6 protein-coding genes are annotated in these 5,146 nt (G+C 69.9%); 2 read left to right on the top strand and 4 right to left on the bottom strand.

Translation table 11 applies throughout. The features are described 5' to 3' along the window. The first annotated feature begins 9 nt into the window (after nucleotides 1-9). The gene (locus tag FJ309_17105) at nucleotides 10-693 is read left to right on the top strand and encodes a hypothetical protein (GenBank protein MBM3956292.1); all 684 of its coding nucleotides are present in this window, start codon (nucleotides 10-12) and stop codon (nucleotides 691-693) included. Between the two features lie 15 nt (nucleotides 694-708). Here the strand turns inward: FJ309_17105 and FJ309_17100 are convergent, their stop codons facing one another. The 4 genes from FJ309_17100 to FJ309_17085 all read right to left on the bottom strand — a co-directional run bounded on the left by FJ309_17100 (nucleotide 709) and on the right by FJ309_17085 (nucleotide 4,430). Beyond that, the gene (locus FJ309_17100) at nucleotides 709-1,617 is read right to left on the bottom strand and encodes an N-acetylglucosamine-6-phosphate deacetylase (GenBank protein ID MBM3956291.1); all 909 of its coding nucleotides are present in this window, start codon (nucleotides 1,615-1,617) and stop codon (nucleotides 709-711) included. A 66-nt stretch (nucleotides 1,618-1,683) separates the two neighbouring features. Further along, nucleotides 1,684-2,340 (bottom strand): hypothetical protein, encoded by a 657-nt coding sequence (locus FJ309_17095; protein MBM3956290.1) that lies wholly within the window; start codon nucleotides 2,338-2,340, stop codon nucleotides 1,684-1,686. A gap of 256 nt (nucleotides 2,341-2,596) precedes the next feature. Next, entirely contained in the window at nucleotides 2,597-3,718 is a 1,122-nt protein-coding gene (locus FJ309_17090) for a DUF5009 domain-containing protein (protein ID MBM3956289.1), read from the bottom strand. A gap of 4 nt (nucleotides 3,719-3,722) precedes the next feature. Further along, nucleotides 3,723-4,430, bottom strand: coding sequence for an alpha/beta fold hydrolase (locus FJ309_17085; protein MBM3956288.1), 708 nt, complete (start codon nucleotides 4,428-4,430; stop codon nucleotides 3,723-3,725). 282 nt (nucleotides 4,431-4,712) lie between these two features. Here FJ309_17085 and FJ309_17080 point away from each other — a divergent pair, with 282 nt between their 5' ends. Continuing rightward, nucleotides 4,713-5,111 (top strand): hypothetical protein, encoded by a 399-nt coding sequence (locus tag FJ309_17080; GenBank protein MBM3956287.1) that lies wholly within the window; start codon nucleotides 4,713-4,715, stop codon nucleotides 5,109-5,111. The last annotated feature ends 35 nt before the right edge of the window (nucleotides 5,112-5,146 follow it).

Below are 5,146 nucleotides of genomic sequence, written 5' to 3'. Positions count from 1 at the left end.
CCGCGGAAGATGTTGGTGACGACCAAATACGATCCGAAGCCGCTTCAGAAAGCCCTCGAGAAATCGCTCGGCGATGCGCTGCTCGAGTCGGCACAGCAAGCGCTGGTCATCCCCGCGGTCATCGCCCAGCTTGGCGAGGCGACGACGTTTACCACGCCCCATCATCCGGATCGCAAGCACCATGGTCGTACCAGCGCGGTCGAGGCGGTGATGGCGTCGGCCGCCGCGCCGATGTATTTCAGCGCGGCCACCGTCACCGGGCGGTTTGTCACAGACCAATTTCTTGACGGCGGTGTCTGGGCCAATAACCCCGTGCTGCCCGCGATCGCGGAGGCGATCCGTTACCGCGGCGCCGTGCCACAGCAGATCGACGTGCTCAGCGTCGGCACGATGAAGACGGTCAACGATTTCACGAAAAACTTCGAGGGCGGTATCGCGCAGTGGCGCGAGCAGATCGTGTCGTTGTTTTTCGCGGCGCAGGAGACGGCTGCCGAGGAGCTCGCGACGATGTACCTGAACAAGTCGCACCTGTATCGGGTCAATCCGGTCGTTGCGGACCTCCCTGCGCTCGACGCTGCCCGCGACGTCGTCCCCCTTCTCAAGATGGGGAAGCGGCTCGCCGAAAAGACCTTTTCCGAGGTCCGCGGCCGGTTCCTCGACGGCGTCGCGGCACCGCCCTGGACGCGGTACTGACCGCACCGCGACCCGTCAGACCGCGACCGCTTGGCGCGGGTTTTCGACCGAGAGCCGATCGACCTCCGCGGGCGACAGGCCGATGTCGTCGGCCAGGACGGCGCGGACCTTGCCCATGCCCGCCGTCGAACCGACCAGATGCGTCCGCCCCGCCATCCAGGCGGCGCCATCCTCGCCGACGTCCACGTCGAGCGCCCCGAGCCGAAAGCACCCCGGCCCCATGCCGCCTGCGGCCGTGGCGTCGGTCACGGCCACCGCCCGGTCGAGGCCGGCGGCGCGGATCAGGTTTCCCAGGGCGAAGGGTGGGATGTGGATCCCGTCGGGGATGAACGTGATCCAGGCGATGCCCCGGCAGGCGAGGACGCGCTGGATGATGTTGTCGTGCCGGGGGAGGAGATGCGGGCAGGCGTTGCCGAGGTGGGTGAACGCCCGCAGCCCCGCGCGGACCGCCGCCGCCAGGTCGTCGCGCGACGGGTCGCAGTGGCCGGCGGCGACGAGGATCCCACGGTCGGCGAGAAACCGCGTCGTGGCATGGTTGCGGTCGCGTTCCGGAGCGAGCGTGACCATCCTGACGAGGCCCCGGCCGGCGGCCACGAGCCGGGCAGCGGCTTCGGGCGTGGCGTCGCAGGTGAGCTGCGGCGGATGGGCGCCGACGAAGCCGGGATCGCCGCGGAGAAACGGCCCCTCGACATGGATTCCCGGAAATGTCGCGCGGGCGACGTCGTCGGCAAGCAGGCGCTCGGCCAGCCGGGCGACCCGGGCCTCGAGGATGTCGAGGTCGTCGGTGATCACGGTCGCCAGCGCCATGCCGCCGCCGGCGTCATGGACGGCCGCCGCCGCCGTGCGCAGCGACGCCGGTGCGAGGTCGGCCGCGGCGAAGTCGATCCCGGCATAGCCATTGAGCTGGAGGTCGAAGGGGAGCATGAGGAAACTCTTGAGACGGACGTGGTGAAGGGTGAGCCGGGGCAGGGCGACGGAAAGCGGCGCTTGTCACGGTTCGAGCAGGCGGCGGAGCCGGTCGGTCACGGCCGGCGTGCGGATCTGCCCGCCGAGGACGACGAGGACGAAATTGTCGGCGAGGATCTCCTCGGGATGGATCAGGTAGCCGGTGTTGCGGCCGACCTGGTCGAAAAACCCCTCGGCCGCCTCGAAGTCGATCATCGTGACGCGGTCCCCGTCGGCGAGCGCCACGGGGGGGGCGTCGTCGCGCCGCTCGACGAGGAGGAGCTTGGAGCGCATCGCGGCAAACAGGCCGCGGCCTCCCGGATCGACGGAGTCCGATTCCGAAAACAGGATCGGCACGCCCCACACGGGCGCGCCGCCGTGGGTGACGCGGATGCAGTGGGCATTTGACGGGGCGTCGGGATTGGTGATCCGGCGGGCGGCGAGCGACGGCGGGAGGACCGGCTCGCCACAGCGCACGAAGCCGATCGCCGCATACAGCCGCTCGCGGAGGCCGGGCGCGGCGCGCGAGAGCACGTGAAACAGCTCGTGGACGAGGAGCCGCTCGACCGAGTCGCCGCCGTCGCGCAGCATCCGCCCGGGAAGGAAGATCGCCGGGCCGCGCGTGAAGGCGGCGTTGCCCTCGGTGCCCCGCGCCGTCTTCACCAGCAGCACGCGCGCGGGAAACGGCAGGCGATAGGGCACGAGCCGCGGTGCGATCGCCGCCAGGGCCCGGGCGACGCGCTCCCGTTCGGAATCGGTCCATTCGTCGGCCCCGTCGCCGACGCGAGCCCGAAATGCCTCGGCCGACACCGGCTCCGCCGAGGCGAGCCGCACGGCGCGATCGAACGGACTGAGGCTCGTGAGGAAGTCATCTTCGGTCTCGAGCACCGCCCGCCCCTCGGCCGCGGTGGCAAACACGACGACACTCCCCGGCGCGATCGTCATCCCTGCTCCCGTGTCAGACCCGCAAAAACACCCGCTGCCGCCAGAGAAACCACAACAACAGCCACTTCACGCCGATCACCCCGGCGCCGAGCACGACCGATTTCCAGTCGCCCGCCAGGCCGGCGAGGCCGCCGCAGAAGAAGTCGGCGATCTTGCCGAAGTCGATCACGCGCTGGGCCAGGTAGATCGTGATCGCATTGGCCCCGATCGCGGTGAAGAAAAACAGTGCCCGCTGCCAGCCGGCGACGTCGACCAGGGCGTGGAACAGGGCCACCAGGATCAGGCACCAGCCCCCCGACACGAGCACGAACGAACTGGTCCAGAGGTTCTTGATGATCGGCAGCCAGGGCGACCAGGCGTAGCCGACCACGATGCAGGCCAGGCCCGCCGCGGCCAGGGCACCGGCGCGGCGATACGACGGCGGCCCGGCGCGGAGCCAGTCGCCGGCGAGCGTGCCCAGGAGCGTGGTCGCCAGGGCGCCGAGCGTGGACAGGAGCCCTTCGTTGTCGCCGAAGCCGTAGTACTTCTCGAGGATCTTCCCGGGGAGGATCGTGCGGTCGACCCAGCCGGAGATGTTTCCCTCGGGGCTGAACGGACCGGCCACCGATCCGGGAGCGGGGACCAGCGCGAGCAACGCCCACCAGCCCACGAGCAGGCCGACGGTCGCGGCGATCCGGCCGCGGCGCGACGTGGCGAGAAACACCGCCGCCGCCAGGCCGTAGCAGATGCCGATCCGCTGGAGCACGCCGAGCGTGCGGATCGGGAACTTGAACGACAACAGCGAGTTGTAGAGGAGGCCGAAGAAGAACAGCAGCGCCGTGCGGCGCACGATCCGCCACCCCACGCCCCCCGGCTGGCCGTGGTATTTGGCGAGCGAGAACGGCAGGACGCAGCCGACGAGGAACAGGAACAGCGGAAAGATCAGATCCTCGAAATGGAATCCCTCCCACTCGGCATGCTCGAACTGCCCGGCGAGGCGCTGCGGCCAGCCGGGGCCGAGCCGGCCGAGCACGCGCTGCGCCAGCGCGTCGCCGCCGATGATCCAAAACATGTCGAAGCCGCGGAGGGCGTCGAGCGACAGGATCCGCGCCGGGGTGGCTTCGGCATCGGGGGCCGCGGGCACCGTGCGGGGCATCGGGTCACTTGCCCCCTGCCGCGCCGCGCTTCTGGGCGAACAGCCAGCGGTAGAACTCGGGGTCGTCGTAGGTGGCCGTCCACGAATCGTGGCCGACGCCCGGATAGATCGTGAACTTGACGTTGTCCTTCTGGCCGAGCGCCTCCAGCGCCGTCACCATCGCCTGCGAGGCGAGAAGCGGGACGACCGTGTCCTTCTCACCGTGAAACACCCAGATCGGCAGGCCGCGGAGCTTGATCGCGTCGACGGGATTGCCGCCGCCGCAGATCGGCGCGATCGCCGCGAACCGCTCCGGCCGCGCCGCCGCCAGCGCCCAGGTGCCGAAGCCCCCCATCGACAGGCCGGTGAGATAGACGCGGTCCTCGTCGACGCGGTACTCGCGGCACAACTCGTCGACCAGCGCCCCGACCATGTCGGCGTTCCAGCCGCGCCCCGGGCACTGCGGCGAGACGACGATGCACGGATGGTCGAACGTGCCGGCGGCGATCAGCTTCGGCGGGCCGTGGATCTTGACCTTGTCGAGGTCGCTTCCCGACTCGCCGGCGCCGTGGAGGAATACCAGCAGCGGCCACTTCTTCGCCGCGTCGGCCTCGTAGCCGGCAGGGAGCGAGAGGAGGTAGCCGAGCTTGGCCTTGATCGTGATCTCCTTCTCGAAGAGCTTCGGCTCCTGCCCGCGCTCGGCGGCGCCGACGGCGCCTGTCGGTAAGACCATCGCCACGACGACCGCGAGCGCCACGGCCGACCAGGAGAGCTGCAGGCAGGGGGACGACATCGGGCGAGCTCCGGGGAGAAGGGAAGGCGGAAGCCCGCGGAATATACCGCTCTTGCTCTCAGCCGTCGCGGCCGCCGAGCGGCGCCCGCCCCGCGGTGGATCGCTCGGCTGCGACGCTGGTATTCTCCCTCGGGGGCTGCGGCACGAACGGCGTCATGGCAGCCCACGACTGACGATCTCCTCGCCGCCGGCATGCTGACGGTCACCCACTGCGGAGGTCCGATGACTGCCCGTACCATGACGCTGGTCGCCGCCGTCGTGTTCGGCACCGGTCTGGCCGCCGGCCAGACGATTCTCGACACGACCTTCACCGTCGATCCCCGACCCGCATGGACGTTGTCGGGCACCGGGGGACCGGGGTGGAATGCCGCTGGCTACCTCGACATGAGCTCCGGGCAATCCTGGCGGAGCCCGTCGTTCGCCGTGTCGAGTTTGGAGTACCTCGAGGTTTCCTACCGCACCACGCTCGCCACGGCGCCGACCGGATTTGCCGGCATGGTCTCGACGGTGTCGACGAATCCGGCGGCAACGTGGAACTTCAATCCGCAGTCGCCCGGACCGACCGGCCAGGATCTGATCGCCGACGACTATCGCTCCAGCCTGGCGACGGCTGCCGGCTGACAGGAACAGACGCTCTATTCGCGCGTGCAGCGGAA

It is taken from the genome of Planctomycetota bacterium (genome assembly GCA_016872555.1).
GTDB lineage: Bacteria > Planctomycetota > Planctomycetia > Pirellulales > UBA1268 > F1-20-MAGs016.
Note: the sequence above shows the minus strand (reverse complement) of the source record. Positions and strands in the feature narration are given on the sequence as shown.

Bases quoted from the DNA above. Each gene is read 5' to 3' on its own strand.
- FJ309_17105 (MBM3956292.1), top strand. From the start codon at position 10: ATGTTGGTGACGACCAAATACGATCCGAAGCCGCTTCAGAAAGCCCTC.
- FJ309_17100 (MBM3956291.1), bottom strand. From the start codon at position 1,617: ATGCTCCCCTTCGACCTCCAGCTCAATGGCTATGCCGGGATCGACTTC.
- FJ309_17090 (MBM3956289.1), bottom strand. From the start codon at position 3,718: ATGCCCCGCACGGTGCCCGCGGCCCCCGATGCCGAAGCCACCCCGGCG.
- FJ309_17085 (MBM3956288.1), bottom strand. From the start codon at position 4,430: ATGGTCTTACCGACAGGCGCCGTCGGCGCCGCCGAGCGCGGGCAGGAG.
- FJ309_17080 (MBM3956287.1), top strand. From the start codon at position 4,713: ATGACTGCCCGTACCATGACGCTGGTCGCCGCCGTCGTGTTCGGCACC.